Origin of the sequence: Corynebacterium sp. UBA4397 (genome assembly GCF_002390965.1) — a bacterium.
GTDB classification, from domain to species: domain Bacteria; phylum Actinomycetota; class Actinomycetes; order Mycobacteriales; family Mycobacteriaceae; genus Corynebacterium; species Corynebacterium flavescens.
Window position 1 is genome coordinate 1 of the sequence record NZ_DGRD01000015.1, and the last position, 16,343, is coordinate 16,343.

Sequence of the window (16,343 nt, forward strand, 5' to 3'; positions counted from 1 at the left end):
CGCCTTACCCGCCAAGGCGGGACAATAGTCTGGCAGCCCCCGCATACTAGCCGCTAGGTCAACAAGCCTAACGGCGAATTCCCGCACCCCAAAACAAAGCCCAGTGGGGAAACCAACAACGGGCAGGACTATGACCGTGCAGTGGAGATGAACCCAGAAGATCCGTTAAGCCTTTAGAAAACGACGAAAGCCCAGGCCCGTGGCCTAGGCTGTAATGGTCCTGGACTTCGAAAGCGCCGAGAACTTCTTAGAGGTTAGGGAACCAGATGGAGATTTCGCGCTCGGCCGACTCCGGGGAATCGGAACCGTGCACGACATTCTCGCCCACGCTCAAGGCGAAATCGCCACGAATGGTGCCGGGGGTGGCCTTGGAAACCGGATCGGTTCCACCGGCCAGCTGACGCCAAGCCTCGATGGCACGCTCGCCCTCTACGATTCCGGCGACGAGGGGGGCAGAGGTGATGAAGTCCACGAGCTCACCGAAGAAAGGCTTGTCCTGGTGCTCAGCGTAGTGCTTTTCTGCGGTCTCACGGTCCGCGATGCGCAGATCAAGAGCGGCCAACTTCAGGCCCTTGCGCTCGATGCGGGCGATAATTTCGCCGACGTGGCCGTTGTTGACGCCATCCGGCTTAATAAGAATGAGGGTACGTTCAGTCATGCCCCATACTGTACATAATGGGCCTTCCCAATGACGCGCTACAGGGGGTGTAAACGCCGCCTCGTACTACCCCTTAACGCAGCGAATGAACTATCTGCTCGGCCTTTTCATAGGAGATACCGCGAAACCACAGTTGAACCTGCTTGCCTGCAGTGCCAAATTGCCCCGCATCGAGCAAGCGCCGCAGCTCCTTTTCTTGCTCGGCGCTGAGATCTTCCGCAGCGTAGCTCCGCGCGGGTGCCATGGACTCCCGCAAGCCCAACACTAAAAAAATGGCGGCCACGATAAGGGCCACGAGTGGAGCCCACGGAGCCCCCGTTAGGGCACGTAGGCCTATTGCCGCGGCGCAGCCGAGACCGGCCAAAATGAAATAAAGATAGCGCATGCGCCCTAGTCTATAGGGACTTAGCTGCGCCGAGAGCAGGCCGGCGCTAGGACTTATTGAGGTGCTGCGTGGTGAGGTAACCACGCTTCATTCGCGCTACCAAAGAGGACCGCAGGTAAGCGGCCAGCAGCCATTCGAGGCCAAACACGACCATGATCGCAGCCACGGACCAGTGGACCATTAATCCCAGGACAATACCCAGAACCTGCACGACCAAGATGGTGAAAAGCGCCCAAGAACGCGAGACAAACGCAAGCATGATGAGGTGGAAGGCTACGAGTCCGCCTACTACCCCGATGTTGAAGGGTGTCCACAAAGTGCCGTCATAAAGCTTATAAAGCAGCGGGAAAGCCAGGATCAACGTGATGACTTCCATGGTCAGCGAGCTGGCGATGACCATTCCGTTGAAGCTTTTGATCGGGTCCTTAACGGGTGCATGGCCTAGCCCTAGGGGGCTGATTTCTTCCTCGGGCACCTGATTGCTCATGCAGGGTCCTTTCCAAACATCGCGCGTGCATCCCCGGCGGTGACGACGGAGCCGGTAATGACAATACCGGAACCCGACTGTACCTCCGCATCCTCGGCCAACTCGACGGCCTGGGCATAGGCACTGGCCAGATCATCTGCGACGTAAACGCGTTCTTCACCAAAGATCTCACGAGCGGCCTCCGCCAGCTCATACGCATCCAAGGCCCGCGGCGAAGAGTTCTGAGTAATGACAATTTCGGTCAAATGGGGCTCGAGCGCGCCGAGTACTCCGCGATAGTCCTTATCCGCGAATACCGAAACCACGCCGATTAGCCGCGCGAAATCGAAGTCGCGCTCTAGTGCAGCGCCCAAAGCAGTAGCACCGTGCGGATTGTGCGCCGCGTCAATAAAGGTCGTGGGAGAGGTACGAACGCGCTCCAACCGCCCGGGAGATATGGCCTTGCTAAAGCCCTCGCGCACGGTCGCTGCGTCGAGCGGGCGACCGGCGGAGGCGCCGAAGAAAGCCTCGACTGCGGCCAAAGCTACCGCTGCGTTGCGGGCCTGATGCTCCCCGTGCAGAGGCAGGAAGATGTCCTCATACAGTCCGCCCAACCCCTTAATGTTGAGCTGCTGACCGCCCACCGCGATGCGTGATTCCACTGCTGCAAATTCGGAGCCTGCACGAGCTACTCCCGCATCCACCGCCACGGCGCGGTTCAAGATGACCTCCATGGCCTCCGGATCCTGCTGCGAAATGACGGCGATATTCTCTTTCGGTGTCCGCGGGTCTTCCACATCTGGTCGAGCCTTGATAATGCCAGCCTTCTCCCCCGCAATTTCAGCTAGGGTATCGCCGAGGTACTCGGTGTGGTCCAGACCGATGGGCATGATGACCGCCACGTCTGCGTTAACTACATTCGTGGCATCCCAGGTCCCGCCCATGCCGACCTCAACAACTGCGACATCGACAGGCGCGTCCGCGAAAGCGGCATAGGAAATGGCTACGAGAACTTCGAACTTCGACATGGCGACGTCGGCTAGCGCATCAACCATCTCAACATAGGGCTTGATCTCATTCCACATGCGAACGAAGTCGCGGGGATGAATCGGATGCCCATCGATACCAATTCTTTCGGTGACAAGCTGCAGGTGCGGGCTGGTAACCAAACCCACACGCCGGTGGAAGGCACGCAGCAGCGAATCAATCATGCGCGCAGTCGAAGACTTGCCATTCGTTCCGGCGACCTGGATGACGTCGAAGGAACGCTCAGGATGCCCGAGGAGATCCATGAGCTTTTCAATGCGATCCAACGAAGGCTCGAGCTTAGTCTCAGGCCACCGTTGGTTTAACTCATCCTCCACTGCCGCAAGCGCGCTGACATCAGCGGCCGTGACCTCGAGCGAGGGCGCTTGCTCATACTCATCGGGCGCACCAGTGCCCAGGTTAAGCGTCAGCCCCGACTCGGTGATTTCTACCGGTCCGCCGTCCGTGCCCTCCGCGAGAGCATCGACTACTTCGAAGTCCCCTGGGGAGTCTTTGCTTTCTGGGCCGTCTGGGGTTGCAGATTTTTCCGTCACTACTTGAGCGCCTCCAAGCGTGCCGAGATGCGCTCGACTTCCTCGCGGGCCACCTGCTGACGGGTGCGGATCTTCTCCACCACGGCATCGGGAGCCTTGGCCAAGAATGCGTCATTGGACAGCTTCTTGCCGGTCTGCTCCAGCTCCTTGTTAGCCTTGGCCAGGTCCTTTTCTAGGCGCTTGCGCTCGGCGGCGATGTCAACCGCACCTGAGGTATCCAGCGCAACCTCGATGGTGGCCTGGGACAGGCGCACCTCGATGGTGGCCGAAACCTTGAAGTCCGCGTCGGGTTCGGTGGTGTTGGCAAGGTTGCGCACGAGGCCCTCTTGACCGGCAAGGTCCGCGGCCGCGAAATCAAGCCGGCCCGGCACCTTCTGGGAAGGCTTGACGCCCTGGTCGGAGCGGAAGCGGCGAATCTCGGTGATAAGCTTGACAGCATCGTCGATGCGGCGTGCGGCAACCTCATCCTTAGTGGCACCGCCATTGGTATCAGCCACGGTGGGCCACGGCTGAGTAACAATGGTCTCTTGCCCGCTCAAGGCCTTCCACAGAACCTCGGTGATGAAGGGCATGGTGGGGTGAAGCAGGCGCAGCACCACGTCGAGCACGCGTCCGAGGACTACCTGCGTAGTGCGTCCCTGCGCGGATTGCCCGTCGCGCGGAATCTGCGTCTTAGCGATTTCCAGGTACCAGTCACACAATTCATCCCAGGCAAAGTGGTAGAGCAGCTCGTTGGCTTTGGCGAACTGATAGTCATCCAAGTAAGCATCAACCTGGACGCGCACCTCTTCCAGGCGGTCCAAGATCCAGCGATCCGCATCGGTGAGTTCTTCGCGGTTGGGTAGCGCGGCAATTCCGGCACCGTTGAGGAGCGCGAACTTGGTGGCGTTGAAAAGCTTGGTGGCAAAGTTGCGCGCGGAGGCCGCCGCGTCCGAGCCCAAGGGCAGATCCACACCGGGGTTGGCGCCACGAGCCAGGGTAAAACGCAGGGCATCCGCACCATAGTCGCGCACCCAATCCATGGGGTCGATGCCGTTGCCCAGGGACTTCGACATCTTCCGTCCTTGTTCGTCGCGCACGAGGCCGTGGAGATAAAGGTCCTTGAACGGTACCTGCGGACGGCCTTGCGGCCCTTGTCCCAATAGCTCCGGGGTTTCGGTTCCGGCGAAGGTACCGAACATCATCATGCGTGCGACCCAGAAGAAGAGGATGTCATACGCAGTGACCAGCACGTTTGTGGGGTAGAACTTCTCCAGGTCCGGGGTCTTCTCCGGCCAACCAAGGGTGGAAAATGGCCATAGGGCCGAGGAGAACCAGGTATCAAGAACATCGGGGTCCTGCTCGTAGCCTGCGGGCGCTTCCTCGCCTGGGCCCACACAGACGATATCGCGGGAGCCGTCCTCGCGCTGCGGGCCGTACCAGATAGGAATGCGGTGGCCCCACCACAGCTGGCGGGAGATGCACCAATCGTGCATGTTATCGACCCACTCGAAGTAGCGCGGAGCCAAGGACTCTGGGTGGATGACGGTATCGGACTCGCGCACCGCGTCACCGGCGTACTTCGCCAGCTTGTCGACGGCGACCCACCACTGCAGCGACAACATCGGCTCGATGGGTTCCCCAGAGCGCTCCGAGTGCCCGACCGAGTGGACGTAGGGGCGAATCTCCTTGACAATGCGGCCTTGCTTGGCCAGCTCCTCACGGATAGCCACGCGGGCTTCTTCGCGGCTCAGACCGTCAAACTGCGTGCCGGTTCCGGCTATATGCCCAGTGGTGTCGACGACGATGGGCATGTCTAGCCCGTGGCGCAGGCCCATGGCGTAGTCATTGGGGTCATGCGCTGGGGTGATCTTGACCGCACCGGTGCCGAACTCCATGTCAACGTAATCATCAGCGATGACCTTAAGTTTGAGATCGGAACGGAAAGGGTGATCCAGGACTTGGCCGACCAGGTCTTTGTAGCGCTCATCGTCGGGGTGAACCGCGATGGCGACGTCCCCCAGCATGGTCTCTATGCGGGTGGTGGCGACAACCAAGTGCGGCTCGTCATCATTGAGGGATCCGTAGCGGAAGGAGACTAGCTCGCCTTCGACGTCCTTGTAGATGACCTCAATATCGGAGACCGCGGTTTCTAGGACCGGAGACCAGTTGACCAGACGGTTGGCCTGGTAAATCATCCCGGCATCATAGAGCTTCTTAAACATGGTCTGCACGGCATTCGACAGCCCCTCGTCGAGGGTAAAACGCTCGCGCGACCAGTCCACCGAGTCGCCGATGGCGCGCATCTGGTTTTGAATGGTCCCGCCGTATTCGCGCTTCCACTCCCAGACCTTGTCAATAAACTCATCACGCTGATAGTCCCAGCGAGACTTGCCCTCGGTCTCTTTGAGCTTGGCCTCGACCTTGGTCTGGGTGGCGATGCCGGCGTGGTCCGCGCCGGGCAGCCACAAGGTGGCAAACCCTTGCATGCGCTTACGACGGATGATCGAGTCAATGAGGGTGTGATCAAGCGCGTGACCCATGTGCAGCTGGCCTGTGACATTGGGTGGGGGAAGAACGATGGAGAAAGGCTCGGCCTCGGAGTCCGCATCTGGGGTGAAGTAACCAGCTTCTACCCAGCCCTCATAAAGATCCTTTTCTACCGACTGGGGATCCCAGGATTTGGGCAGGGCATCCGCACGGTTGGTGCCTACCAGTTGCTCTTTATTCTCAACGTTATTTCGCTCATTCACCCAAACGAGTCTACCTTGTGCGTCAACCAGCTCTACACCCTCCTCCGAGGCCGGCTGAGCCGGCCGTTTCCGCATTACAGCGGAACTCCCCTACACGAATGGCGGCTGAGGGTGCCGCGCAAACTACAGCGCTGATTAGAGCAGGTGCTGGACAGCTTCACGCTCGGAGCGCAACTCCTCCACCGAGGCAGCGATGCTTTCCTTCTGGAACTCGCTGAGCTCGAGGCCTTGCACGATCTCCCAGCGGCCATCGCGGGCTACGGTGGGGAAACCACACACCAAGCCTTCATCCACGCCATAGGACCCATCCGAGACGATAGCGGCGGTGCGCCAATCCTCGGTTCCATGAATCCAATCATGCATGTGGTCTACAGCCGCCGAGGCAGCCGAGGCGGCCGAGGAGTGGCCCCGGACCTCGATGATCTCCGCACCGCGATTAGCCACCTTGGGGATGAGCTCGTTGACATACCAATCGTGGTCAACATCGACATTGGCATAGGTCAGATCAGGGAACTGCGAGGCCGAGTGGTTGCCCCACACCGCCACCTTCTCGAACTCGGCACTGGGGGTGCCCAGCTTCTCAGCAAGCTGGCCAAGCACGCGGTTATGGTCGAGGCGCATCATGGCGGTGAACTGGCTGGGATCCAGATCAGGAGCATTGTTCGCCGCAATCAAGGCATTAGTATTGGCCGGGTTTCCCACCACCAAGACCTTGACGTCCCTGTCTGCGAAGTCATTGATCGCCTTGCCCTGCGCGCTGAAGATGGCGCCATTGGCGGTCAGGAGATCTGCGCGCTCCATTCCCTTCGAACGAGGCCGCGAGCCCACCAGGAAAGCCGCCTGTGTCTTGCTAAAGGCAGTCTCTAGATCAGCCGTCACTGTGATGTCACGCAGGAGCGGGAAAGCGGAATCTCGCAGCTCCATGGCCACGCCCTCGGCAGCCTTAACCGCTGCCGGAATCTCGAGCAGGGTCAAGTCCACCGGGGTATCTTTTCCATAAACCTCGCCGGCGGCGATGCGCCACAGCAAGGAATAGGCGATGTTTCCGGCAGCACCGGTCACGGTGATCTTAACGGTGGCCTTAAAGGATTCTTGCATTGTGCCTCCTTGGGGCAAACTAAGTTACTTAGGTTCTCTTTCCACCATAGCCCGCGATCCACAACCCTTGCAGAGTGCCCCTACTCCCCTCTTTTGGAGGCACTCACCCTTGCGAACCCACCTGAACTACCCCCGAATTCCTGGTATTTCTGAAATTCTTGCCCCTTAAATCTCGCTCACTGCGGTTTTTCGGCAAGATGGGACGAGGGACACTGGAGAAAACACCACGGATATGGAAACCCCCGCAGGCAACACCCCAGCTTAGAATCACCACCTCTAGAAGGAACGCAAGGACGGAAATAGCCATGAGCTTCAATGTCAATGATTCTGTCCAACCCGTGCCCGCCTCGAGCGAGTCGCGGTCCGTGGACGCAGTCATCGACGTCGCTATCCAGCAGTTTTCTGAGTTCGGGTATTCCGAGGCCAAACTCGAATCCATCTCTCGTCTTTCAGGGATGTCCAAAAGGATGATCCACTACCACTTCGGGGACAAAAAGGGTCTCTACCGCCAGGCGCTCGCCGTTGCGGCGCAAAGGCTCAGCCCTCCGGTTGATGCTCTGGAGATTGAATCCGGCGTTCCCGTAGAAGGCGTGCGCAAACTCGTGGATCGCATCTTCCAACAACACAGTGAGCACCCCGAGGCCCTGTCGCTACTGGCGCAGGAAAACCGCTACCGGCTGTTGGAGAACACCACCCAGGTCATCACCGATGTCAGTGAGGTCTCTCTCCACTTGGACAAGCTGCTTATGCTGGGCCAAGACTCAGGAGCTTTCCGCCCCGGAATCTCCGCCAATGACATCTTTACGTTGATTTCTTCTCTCACCATGTACCGCGTGACTAGTCACGCCATGATGCACAACCTACTGCGAGTGGACATGCTCACGGAGGCCAACACCGCTGGCATGCACAGGCTCATGGTCGATGCCGTGCTTTCCTTCCTCACTGCCAATATCCCGGACTCGGGGCATCAATCTTACCTCGTGGCCGATAGCCCCGTCGAGGAAGACGGCGCTACCGGCTCGGATATCTACTCGGGCGAGGATCCCACCGCCTTGTACTAGGCGGATTCCTTGGCTTCGTCGGAGTAGACGTACTCGGGTTCGCCGCCTGCTACGCAAGCTGCAGTGATATGTACGCCGACGATGTCTTCGCGGTCAGGCAGCTCGTACATGATAGGAACCAACAGCTCCTCCATGATGGCTCGCAGGCCGCGGGCACCCGTCTTTCGTTCAAGGGCGAGATCAGCAATAGCTTCCAGCGCAGCCGGATCAAATTCCAGGTGCGTATCATCCATGTCAAAGAGCCGCTGATACTGCTTGACCAGCGAGTTCTTCGGCTCGGTTAGGACCTTGACCAAAGAGGTCTGATCGAGGTTATCCACGGTGGCCACGATGGGCAGGCGGCCGATAAACTCTGGGATGAGCCCGAACTTCACGAGGTCTTCTGGGCGCACCTCGGAAAAGAGGTCAATACGCGAACGATCTTGCTTGGTTTCTAAACGCGAGCCAAATCCCACGCCCTTTTTGCCCACGCGCTCGGCGATCACATCCTCCAAGCCCGCAAAGGCGCCGGCAACGATGAAGAGGATGTTCGATGTATCGAGCTGGATAAACTCCTGGTTCGGGTGCTTTCGCCCTCCCTGGGGCGGAATCGCCGCGACGGTGCCTTCCAAGATCTTCAGCAGAGCCTGCTGGACACCTTCACCCGAAACATCACGGGTGATGGAGGGGTTCTCCGACTTGCGGGAGATCTTATCCACCTCATCGACGTAGATGATGCCGCGCTGAGCGCGCTCCACGTCGAAATCTGCCGCCTGCAGCAGTTTGAGCAGGATGTTCTCCACGTCCTCGCCAACATAGCCGGCCTCAGTCAATGATGTGGCATCGGCGATTGCAAAAGGAACGTCCAATAGCCGCGCGAGGGTCTGGGCCAGGTAAGTTTTGCCGGAACCGGTAGGGCCCAACATCAAAATATTGGACTTGGCGATCTCGATCTCCTCATCCTCAGCGCGCTTGCGGCGGCTGTCTAGAGCATGGGCCTCTTCCACCTTGATGCGCTTGTAGTGGTTGTACACAGCGACGGCAAGCACGCGCTTAGCGCGGTCTTGCCCGATGACATACTTGTCCAGGAAAGAGGAGATCTCGGAGGGACGCGGCAGGCGTACCTCGGCCTCCTGGCCCTCCTTGTCTTGGGCTGCTCCGAGTTCTTCTTCGATGATCTCGTTGCACAGTTCAATGCACTCATCGCAGATGTAGACTCCGCCACCGGCGATGAGCTTCTTGACCTGCTTCTGGCTCTTTCCACAGAAAGAGCACTTGAGCAGGTCAGCGCTTTCTTGCATGCGTGCCATGAAGGATTCTCAACTCACTTTTCTCAACTCATAGAGGCGTGTTCTTCACCGCTGTTCTTTGCGGAATGGGTGAACACACAGACTACTTCCACTCTAGTAAAACAACCCGACTCCCCCGCGGTTCATTCCCTCCGCGTGGCATGACAAATGTCTCCGCACCCACATCGGCCAAGAATCTTAAGACCGAATTTATGGACATATCGGAAGGACTACATTAGCTTTCTTTCTGTGCTGCATCGGGGGGCATGGCAATGCCCCGGCGCAGTATCTTTGACCCACGAAAAAAGGAAACCCTCTGCCCATGGACATCAGGGAACTGATCAACCACTCTCCTATGAGCGCACGGCAATGGTCAATCGTCGCCATCGCACTTTTTCTCAACGCCCTAGACGGCTACGATATCGTCGCCATGGCCTTCGGCTCCAGTGCCGTCACTGAGGCCTTCGGACTCAGCGGCGTACAGCTGGGATGGCTCTTGGCCTCCGCTCTCATCGGCATTGGCCTCGGCTCAGTATTCCTAGCCCCCTACGCCGACCGCTTTGGCCGCACCAAGCTCATCACTATTGCCTTGGTCATCGACTTGTGCGGACTGATTCTCACTGCGCTAGCACCCAATTTTGCCCTCTTGCTTCTTTTCCGAATTCTGACCGGCATCGGGATCGGCGGAGTATTGGTCTGCGTAACTGTCCTCGTCAGCGAATTCTCCAACCTACGCTTTCGCGGATTGGCCATGGCCCTCTACACAGGAGGCTACGGTTTTGGCGCCATGTTCTGCGGCTTCGTGGCCGCACGACTAGGGCCCGTTTATGGTTGGCAGGCCATCTTCTGGGCCGGAGCCGCACTGACCGTCGTAGGCCTAGGGCTTACCATATTCTTCGTGCCCGAGTCTGCGGAGTTCTTGGCCTCGCGTGGGCGCATGGATGAGGTAAGCGCCATCGCCAAGCGCATAGGCGTACAGGGCTCGGCGAGCTTCAGCCCGCGCCCAGTGGAGAAGGCCACGTGGAAAGAGCTTGTGTCCCCGGCGTTTCTCCGCACTTCTATTCAGCTGTGGCTAGCCTTTTCCCTCATCATGTTTGCGTACTACTTCACCTCCCAATGGACGCCCAAACTGCTTCAGGAAGAGGGCCTGACCGCACAACAAGGCATCCTCGGGGGAATCATGCTTTCCTTTGGCGGAACCATTGGCGCCCTGGTCTACGGGGTACTCACCACGCGCATCGATGCCCGCCGCCTCCTCATCCTCTTCGGCCTCGGTTCCGCGGGAGTGCTCGTAGGTTTCATCGTCTCCTCCTCGATGCCCGCCGTGATGTTCATCCTCGGCATCGGCGTAGGTTTGATGCTCAACGCCTGCATCGCCGGCCTCTATACCGTGACTCCCGAGGCTTATCCTTCCGCGCTGCGCACCACCGGAACCGGCGCGGCCATCGGCATCGCCCGCATGGGTTCGACGCTGGCCCCCATCCTGGCGGGTTACCTCCTGGATGCCGGCTGGACGCCGCTAGGCCTCTATACCCTCGCCGGCGCCGCCGCCTTGATCGCCGCAGTCTCCCTCATCGGGCTGCGCGCCCATGGTGCCACGCTGGAGGAGACCGCGCCGGCCCCCGTCGCCGCCTGACTAACGAAGCCGCCTTCATCGCGTACCCCAGACACACCCAAGCCCCGCACATTCAACCCACGCGCACGATGCTGGTGGAAGAAAAGGCGGGGCTTGGGTGCTAGGCGCCGAGCGGATTAGTTGTTGAGCTTGCGGTAATCAAAGACGGAGTCAATGATGCCGTATTCGACTGCCTCCTGCGCGGTAAGGATCTTATCGCGGTCGGTGTCGATGCGGATCTGCTCCGGGGTGCGGCCGGTGTGCTCAGCGAGGGTGTTTTCCATGAGCTTGCGCATACGCTCGATCTCGCGGGCCTGAATCTCCAAATCTGAGACCTGGCCTTGAGTGCCCTGCGTTGCGGGCTGGTGGATGAGAACGCGGGAGTTCGGAAGAGCTGCACGCTTGCCTGGCGCACCGGCAGCGAGCAGGACCGCCGCAGCCGAGGCCGCTTGGCCTAGGCACACAGTCTGTACGTCGGGGCGAACGTAACGCATGGTGTCATAGATGGCCATCAGCGCGGTGAAAGAGCCACCGGGGGAGTTAATGTACATCGTAATATCGCGGTCAGGGTCCTGTCCCTCGAGCACGAGAAGCTGTGCCATAACGTCATTGGCCGAGGTGTCATCCACCTGGGTGCCAAGGAAGATAATGCGCTCCTCGAAGAGCTTGGAATAGGGGTTGGTCTCTTTGGTGCCCTGCGCCGACTGCTCAATGAAAGAGGGCAGAACGTAGCGGGATGAAGGCATTTGGAACTGTGACATGTGGGTTATTCTCCTTAATCCCTTAGTTGCTGATCGGACCGCTGACGGTCTCAATAACGTGGTCTACGAGGCCGTATTCCTTGGCCTGCTCTGCGGTGAACCAACGGTCACGGTCGGAGTCGAGCGTAATCTGCTCGAAGGTCTGGCCAGTGTGTTCCGCGATGAGTTGCGCCATCTCGCGCTTGGTCTGCGCAAACTGCTCGGCTTGGATGGCAATATCGGCCGCGGTGCCACCGACACCTGCGGAAGGCTGGTGCATCATGATGCGTGCGTGCGGAAGAGCAAAACGCTTGCCCTTGGTTCCACCAGTGAGCAGGAACTGCCCCATGGAGGCCGCCAAGCCCATGCCGAAGGTAGCGATATCGCAAGGCGAGTAACGCATGGTGTCATAAATGGCCATACCTGCGGTGACCGAGCCACCCGGGGAGTTGATATAAAGCGAGATGTCACGCGTGGGATCCTCCGCGGAAAGCAGCAGGATCTGCGCGCATAGCTTATTGGCGATGTCATCATCAACCTGCGTACCAAGGAAGATGATGCGCTCACGCAGGAGCCGCTCATAGACGCTATCGCCGAGGTTCATGCCCGCACCGGGCGCGGTCATCTGAGGATTGTCAGACATGTAGGGATTCTCCTTGAGATACGGTTGTTATCTAATGCCACCACATTACTTACCTCCGTGACATTTGTGGGTGCTGTTCGCTATCAGCGTTTGCAGTCCTTTAGTTGCCGCTTTTCACGTGCAGCAGTTGTACAGAACCTGCGGGCGAGCAGGGAGCGAAGACTCGGTGCCCCACCGCGGGAAGGACGCTACGAGAAAGACAAAGGGCCCAGCGCAGCTATTGCTAGCGCTGGGCCCTCAACTCACGTGGAGTAGCTGAAATCTACTCGGACTCGGAAGGGGTGTCCTCTTCCTCAACCTCGCCGAAGTACTGCTCGACATCGACCTTGTTGCCCTCTTTGTCCTTGGCATCGACGCGGCAGATAGCGGCTGCGAGAGCCTTGCCACGACGAACGTCCGCAAAGAGGTTTGCAATCTGGCCATTGGACTGCAGCTGCTGAACAAACTGGTTCGGATCCATGCCGTAGGACTGCGCGGTGAACAAGATGTGGTCCGTCAGCTCCTGCTGGGAGACCTCAGGCTGCTCCTGCTCAGCGAGAGCATCCAGGAACAGCTGGGTGCGCACGGATTCTTCGGACTGCTTGCGCACGTCCTTGTCGAACTCCTCGCGGCTGGTGCCCTGCGCCTCCAGAAGCTGTGCAAGAGCCTTCTCGTCGTGGGCGAGCTGGCCAAGTACCTGGTGCAGCTGGGAGTGGACCTGCTCATCAACGATGGAAGCAGGAAGCTCGAAGGAAGTCTTTGCCAAAGCAGCCTTGAGAACCTCGTCGCGGATGCTGGCGGCCTGCTCCGACTTCTTGGACTCCTCGACCTGTGCCTTGGTGGACTCGCGCAGCTCTTCGATGGTGTCGAACTCAGAAGCCATCTGAGCAAACTCGTCATCGAGCTCCGGAAGCTTGCGCTCCTTGGTCTGGTCGACGTGGACCTTGATGGTGGCCTCTTCGCCCTTGTGGTCACCGGTCTGGATTTCGGAGGTGAACTCCGCATCCTCGCCGCTCTTCAGGCCACGCAGGGCGGTGTCCAGCCCCTGGATGAGGTCGTCATCACCGATGCGATAAGAAAGACCCTCAGTGGAGGCCTCGTCGACCTTGGTGCCGTCAATCTCGGCGGTGATGTCAACGATGGCGTAGTCACCGGTCTTCAGCTTGCGCTTGGTGTCCTTGAGCTCGCCGAAGCGCTCCGCCAAGTCCTCGAGAGCCTTGTCAACGTCTTCCTCGGTGATCTCCGTAGCTGGAACCGTGACGCTAAGCTCAGCGAAGTCCGGAACCTCGAACTCGGGGCGAACGTCTACCTCAGCGGTGAACTCGACAAAGTCGTTGTCTTCGATCTTGGAGATGTCAACGTCAGGTTGGCCAATGACCTTGAGCTCATTCTCATTTACAGCCTGCTCGTAGCGGGTAGGCAGCATGTCATTGACAACCTGCTCGAGGATGGGGCCGCGGCCAAAGCGGGCGTCAATAAGCTGGCGGGGTGCCTTACCCTTACGGAAACCGGGAATGGAGACCTGCTGCGCGATAGCCGCGTAGGCCTGGTCGATCTCCTTGTCCAGCTCAGTAAACGGAACGTTGACGGTGAGCTTGACACGAGTATCGCTCAGCTTGTCTACGGTGGTCTTCACGAGTAACTCTCCTGGCTTCTTGAGGTGTTTAGTGCAAAATTAAAAACAGGGGTCTGGAAATTCCATAAAGGGCATTTCCAGACCCCCATACGTCGGGGCGACAGGATTTGAACCTGCGACCCCCTGCTCCCAAAGCAGGTGCGCTACCAAGCTGCGCCACGCCCCGTATGTAGGCCACTGCGACATGTGAACATGTAGCGCAGGTGCGTTGCATACTGGAGCAAGTGTAGCGGGTCTGGGCCAAAGCACCCAACATAGCCCCAACGCTTATTACATATTCGCAGTTAGTGGATACTTTTCAGCGCTTGCCGACGACGCCCTTACAACGCCGCAATCAACACCTAAAGTTGCAAAAGACACCCCCTACAACGACAAGGCACCCAGCATCCCCACTGTCGTGGGAGCTGGGTGCAAAAATTAAGTGCTGCAACGCCCGGAGAGAGCCTGCAAACTTAGGGTTGAGAAGTCACGGCCTAGAAATCAAAGCCGAGGTCGAAACCGCCGCCGTCTCCTCCGTCACCGCCAAAGAGACCGTCGAAGAAGCCGCCTTCATCGCCGCCCCCCATGTCTCCGCCGTCACCAGCATCGCCGCCGTCACCCATGTCTCCGCCGTCTCCACCATCAGCACCGCCATCACCGGAGTCTCCACCCCAGTCCCCACCTTCGGCCTGCTCACCCGAGTAGCCCACGCCGGCCATGCCAGCAAACATAGCGTTAAACATCATGGAATAGCCGAGCATCCACACGCCAGTGGTGAGCGCATCGGCCCACCACGGCCGCGAGTACCAGCCTGCAGGAACAGGGCGCCCAGCGACGGTGCCACCAGGGTAATAGTTGGGGGTCTCATCCGAGGCATAAGGCGAAGCGGTAAGCGTTTCGCCATTGGCTTCGACCGTGCGCTTCTCCGTGACTTTGCCCGCCGCACGCTGGCCCTCCAGCGGTGGCAGTTCCGGGCCGGCGCTCATGCCCATGATTTCACGGGCGGCATTCACGTAATGCAAGCCCTCCAGCGCGGATTCCCTAGCCAACTTAGCCTGCTTAACAGTGTTTGCCTGGGAGATGGCCGAGTTAGCTGCAGTGAAACGCTCCGAAGCATCCGCCATTGCCTGCTGCGATGCCAAGTCTGTGCCAGAAATCTGCATCACCTGCCCACCGAGGCGCTCAATCCACCTCCGTGCGTCCGCCTGCGCATCCGCCAAGGCCTCAGACGCGCGCAATTCTTCGCGCTGCTTACCGTTACGCGAGATCAAGTAGGCGGCACCGCCGCCCAGAATAATGAGAATCAATAACAAGCTCACTGGGGCATCACTTCCATCTAAAGGCTTCAAATTCAGGGCCGTCGGTCTCCGCGCCTGCACGCAAAAACGCTGTTTAGCAACATTCCCTTCAACGACCAGCATATCGAATTAGTTCCCCATTTTTCTTCTGGCGACCCCGTGCGCTAAAGTAGAGCGCGCGTCAGAAAATGACCCTATGGGAATGTCGTATAGTGGCTAATACCTCAGCCTTCCAAGCTGAAGACGCGGGTTCGATTCCCGTCATTCCCTCCATAGAATACACCCCATGACCTGCTCTTATAGGACATGGGGTGTTGTTGTATTTTCCGGTATCAAAAGCGGTGGCAGCCAATTTGGCGCCAACTCAGAATTTAAGGCGCAACAATTGGCCCGTAAGCGTCAGGGCGACGATCACGATAGAACTGCCAGTCATAACGAGTCTTACGGATCTCGTCCATGTCGACGGTAGCTACGATGAGCTCCTCGTCTTTGGTGCTTGCTGGCCCAGCAACGTAGTTGCCCTTCGGGTCAACGATGTAAGAGGAACCGTAGAACTCTACTGCTTCGTCACCGAACTCATCATCCTCAATACCGACCCGGTTTGGCACTGCAACAAAGTATCCATTTGCCGCAGCTGCTGCTGGCTGCTCAATCTCCCATAGGCGATTGGACAGACCCGGCTTTGAGGCGTTGGGGTTGAACACGATTTCGGCTCCCGCCAGCCCCAAGTTCCTCCAGCCTTCGGGGAAGTGCCGGTCATAGCAAATTGTTACGCCAATATTGCCCACCTTAGTCTCGAACACTGGCCAGCCAGTGTTGCCAGGGCGGAAGTAGAACTTCTCCCAGAAGCGATCCACGTGCGGAATGTGGTGCTTCCGGTACTTTCCCACCAGAGTTCCGTCCGCATCAATGACGACGGCCGTGTTGCAGAGAACTCCGGTGTTCTCTTCTTCATAAATCGGAAGAACAATGACTATGCCGAGCTCCTTAGCTAGCTTCTGGAACCTCTCAGTCGTCGGTCCTGGAATCGATTCGGCATAGTCGTAATACTTCGTGTCTTGAACAATTCCGAAGTACGGGCCGTAGAAGAGTTCTTGATAGCAAATTATCTCCGCGCCTTCTTTTGCGGCTTTTCGAGTTAGCTCCTCGTGCTTTTCAATCATGGATTCCTTATCCCCAGTCCGGTTGCGTCCAATAGTGTGGTG

The 16,343-nt window shown here is 58.6% G+C and carries 14 protein-coding genes and 2 tRNA genes; 3 read left to right on the top strand and 13 right to left on the bottom strand.

Annotation, left to right across the window (positions count from 1 at the left end):
• Positions 1-247 precede the first annotated feature (247 nt).
• The 6 genes from ndk to B2696_RS03345 all read right to left on the bottom strand — a co-directional run bounded on the left by ndk (position 248) and on the right by B2696_RS03345 (position 6,919).
• On the bottom strand, positions 248-658 hold the full coding sequence (ndk, locus tag B2696_RS03320) for a nucleoside-diphosphate kinase (protein ID WP_276622590.1): 411 nt from the start codon (positions 656-658) through the stop codon (positions 248-250).
• Positions 659-731: 73 nt separating this feature from the next.
• Complete coding sequence (locus B2696_RS03325) at positions 732-1,043, bottom strand: hypothetical protein (protein WP_286953885.1); 312 nt, start codon at positions 1,041-1,043, stop codon at positions 732-734.
• A 46-nt stretch (positions 1,044-1,089) separates the two neighbouring features.
• The gene (locus tag B2696_RS03330) at positions 1,090-1,530 is read right to left on the bottom strand and encodes a DUF4233 domain-containing protein (RefSeq protein WP_075730282.1); all 441 of its coding nucleotides are present in this window, start codon (positions 1,528-1,530) and stop codon (positions 1,090-1,092) included.
• A complete protein-coding gene (gene folC, locus B2696_RS03335) occupies positions 1,527-3,089 on the bottom strand; it encodes a bifunctional tetrahydrofolate synthase/dihydrofolate synthase (protein ID WP_075730283.1) in 1,563 nt (520 codons plus the stop codon). Before folC ends, B2696_RS03330 begins: the two co-directional genes overlap by 4 nt.
• The gene (locus tag B2696_RS03340; protein ID WP_075730284.1) at positions 3,089-5,821 is read right to left on the bottom strand and encodes a valine--tRNA ligase; all 2,733 of its coding nucleotides are present in this window, start codon (positions 5,819-5,821) and stop codon (positions 3,089-3,091) included. Before B2696_RS03340 ends, folC begins: the two co-directional genes overlap by 1 nt.
• Before the next feature lie 135 nt (positions 5,822-5,956).
• The gene (locus B2696_RS03345) at positions 5,957-6,919 is read right to left on the bottom strand and encodes a malate dehydrogenase (RefSeq protein WP_075730285.1); all 963 of its coding nucleotides are present in this window, start codon (positions 6,917-6,919) and stop codon (positions 5,957-5,959) included.
• Between the two features lie 305 nt (positions 6,920-7,224).
• On the opposite strand from B2696_RS03345, the gene B2696_RS03350 reads away from it, so the two are divergent.
• Positions 7,225-7,980 carry a TetR/AcrR family transcriptional regulator gene (locus B2696_RS03350; RefSeq protein ID WP_075730286.1) on the top strand — a complete coding sequence of 252 codons (756 nt, stop codon included), beginning with the start codon at positions 7,225-7,227 and terminating at the stop codon, positions 7,978-7,980.
• Here B2696_RS03350 and clpX read toward each other — a convergent pair.
• Positions 7,977-9,269, bottom strand: a complete 1,293-nt coding sequence (gene clpX, locus B2696_RS03355; protein ID WP_075730287.1) for an ATP-dependent Clp protease ATP-binding subunit ClpX — start codon at positions 9,267-9,269, stop codon at positions 7,977-7,979. The genes B2696_RS03350 and clpX overlap by 4 nt on opposite strands.
• Before the next feature lie 301 nt (positions 9,270-9,570).
• On the opposite strand from clpX, the gene B2696_RS03360 reads away from it, so the two are divergent.
• The gene (locus tag B2696_RS03360; protein ID WP_276622593.1) at positions 9,571-10,884 is read left to right on the top strand and encodes an MFS transporter; all 1,314 of its coding nucleotides are present in this window, start codon (positions 9,571-9,573) and stop codon (positions 10,882-10,884) included.
• 116 nt (positions 10,885-11,000) lie between these two features.
• Here B2696_RS03360 and B2696_RS03365 read toward each other — a convergent pair whose 3' ends face one another.
• From B2696_RS03365 to B2696_RS03385, 5 genes are all read right to left on the bottom strand, one after another.
• Entirely contained in the window at positions 11,001-11,624 is a 624-nt protein-coding gene (locus tag B2696_RS03365) for an ATP-dependent Clp protease proteolytic subunit (protein ID WP_075730289.1), read from the bottom strand.
• 22 nt (positions 11,625-11,646) lie between these two features.
• Positions 11,647-12,246: an ATP-dependent Clp protease proteolytic subunit gene (locus B2696_RS03370; protein WP_075730290.1), complete on the bottom strand. Its 600-nt coding sequence runs from the start codon at positions 12,244-12,246 to the stop codon at positions 11,647-11,649.
• Between the two features lie 262 nt (positions 12,247-12,508).
• Positions 12,509-13,861 (bottom strand): trigger factor, encoded by a 1,353-nt coding sequence (gene tig, locus B2696_RS03375; protein WP_276622597.1) that lies wholly within the window; start codon positions 13,859-13,861, stop codon positions 12,509-12,511.
• A gap of 92 nt (positions 13,862-13,953) precedes the next feature.
• Positions 13,954-14,027 (bottom strand) — tRNA-Pro (locus tag B2696_RS03380).
• Between the two features lie 307 nt (positions 14,028-14,334).
• Complete coding sequence (locus B2696_RS03385) at positions 14,335-15,159, bottom strand: DUF1542 domain-containing protein (RefSeq protein WP_276622599.1); 825 nt, start codon at positions 15,157-15,159, stop codon at positions 14,335-14,337.
• Between the two features lie 177 nt (positions 15,160-15,336).
• Here B2696_RS03385 and B2696_RS03390 point away from each other — a divergent pair.
• Positions 15,337-15,411: transfer RNA gene (locus tag B2696_RS03390), tRNA-Gly, on the top strand.
• A 98-nt stretch (positions 15,412-15,509) separates the two neighbouring features.
• On the opposite strand, the gene B2696_RS03395 is transcribed toward B2696_RS03390, so the two are convergent.
• Positions 15,510-16,334, bottom strand: coding sequence for a nitrilase-related carbon-nitrogen hydrolase (locus B2696_RS03395; RefSeq protein WP_286953892.1), 825 nt, complete (start codon positions 16,332-16,334; stop codon positions 15,510-15,512).
• Positions 16,335-16,343: the final 9 nt, after the last annotated feature.

Excerpts from the sequence above, each read along its gene's own strand:
- ndk (WP_276622590.1), bottom strand. The coding sequence starts at position 658 with ATGACTGAACGTACCCTCATTCTTATTAAGCCGGATGGCGTCAACAAC.
- B2696_RS03325 (WP_286953885.1), bottom strand. The coding sequence starts at position 1,043 with ATGCGCTATCTTTATTTCATTTTGGCCGGTCTCGGCTGCGCCGCGGCA.
- B2696_RS03330 (WP_075730282.1), bottom strand. The coding sequence starts at position 1,530 with ATGAGCAATCAGGTGCCCGAGGAAGAAATCAGCCCCCTAGGGCTAGGC.
- B2696_RS03345 (WP_075730285.1), bottom strand. The coding sequence starts at position 6,919 with ATGCAAGAATCCTTTAAGGCCACCGTTAAGATCACCGTGACCGGTGCT.
- B2696_RS03350 (WP_075730286.1), top strand. The coding sequence starts at position 7,225 with ATGAGCTTCAATGTCAATGATTCTGTCCAACCCGTGCCCGCCTCGAGC.
- clpX (WP_075730287.1), bottom strand. The coding sequence starts at position 9,269 with ATGGCACGCATGCAAGAAAGCGCTGACCTGCTCAAGTGCTCTTTCTGT.
- B2696_RS03360 (WP_276622593.1), top strand. The coding sequence starts at position 9,571 with ATGGACATCAGGGAACTGATCAACCACTCTCCTATGAGCGCACGGCAA.
- B2696_RS03365 (WP_075730289.1), bottom strand. The coding sequence starts at position 11,624 with ATGTCACAGTTCCAAATGCCTTCATCCCGCTACGTTCTGCCCTCTTTC.
- B2696_RS03370 (WP_075730290.1), bottom strand. The coding sequence starts at position 12,246 with ATGTCTGACAATCCTCAGATGACCGCGCCCGGTGCGGGCATGAACCTC.